Origin of the sequence: Streptomyces actuosus (genome assembly GCF_016921115.1) — a bacterium.
Classification (GTDB): Bacteria; Actinomycetota; Actinomycetes; order Streptomycetales; family Streptomycetaceae; genus Streptomyces; species Streptomyces actuosus_A.
This window is the reverse complement of record NZ_JAFFZS010000141.1, coordinates 1-666: the sequence shown is the minus strand read 5'-3', so window position 1 is coordinate 666 and position 666 is coordinate 1. Positions and strand designations below refer to the sequence as shown.

Below are 666 nucleotides of genomic sequence, written 5' to 3'. Positions count from 1 at the left end.
GTTCAGTAGTCATAGCTACAGCGAGCTACTCACCAGAGATTCTCCAATGCCAGACGAAAAGCATAGCATCGCCCCTGACACTATATCGGGTGGCAGTCCACTACACCAGCCGGCTCACACGCTTACTTATGAAGCCGTGATCAAGGAACTCGGTACTCAGCTAGACGACGGTCTGACCCCCGACGAAGCCAGTCGCCGTCTCCAACAATATGGTCCGAATAAATTGGACGAAGGCGAGGGCGTGTCGGTGCTCAAGATTCTCGTGCGCCAGGTGGCCAACGCAATGATGCTAGTTAAGGGACCCACTATCCGTTGATATCTTGAAATTTTGTTGAGAACTTTCCAAATCTGATCCAATTTGTTCTTTGCAGGTGCTGATTCTGGCCATGGCGGTCAGTTTCGGAATTCAGTCGTGGATTGAGGGCGGAGTGATCTGCGCCGTCATTGTCCTGAATATTGTTGTTGGGTTCTTTCAGGAGTACGCCGCGGAGAAAACTATGGAGTCGTTGCATTCACTGTCCTCACCGACAGGGACTGTCTCGAGAGGTGGGAAGACTCTCTCAGTGCCATCATCGGAAATCGTGCGGGGTGACCTGGTCGAGCTGAAAACGGGGGATACCGTTCGGGCGGAGATTCGGTGAGTTTCCTGTCACCAGGTAACTCTGA

The 666-nt window shown here is 52.4% G+C and carries 2 protein-coding genes; both read left to right on the top strand.

Going from position 1 to position 666, the window contains the following annotated elements:
* On the top strand, window positions 1-316 hold a 316-nt coding region (locus JS756_RS38995), incomplete at its 5' end, for a cation-transporting P-type ATPase (protein ID WP_205387459.1).
* A 70-nt stretch (window positions 317-386) separates the two neighbouring features.
* Complete coding sequence (locus JS756_RS38990) at window positions 387-641, top strand: P-type ATPase actuator domain-containing protein (RefSeq protein ID WP_498063055.1); 255 nt, start codon at window positions 387-389, stop codon at window positions 639-641.
* Window positions 642-666 lie beyond the last annotated feature (25 nt).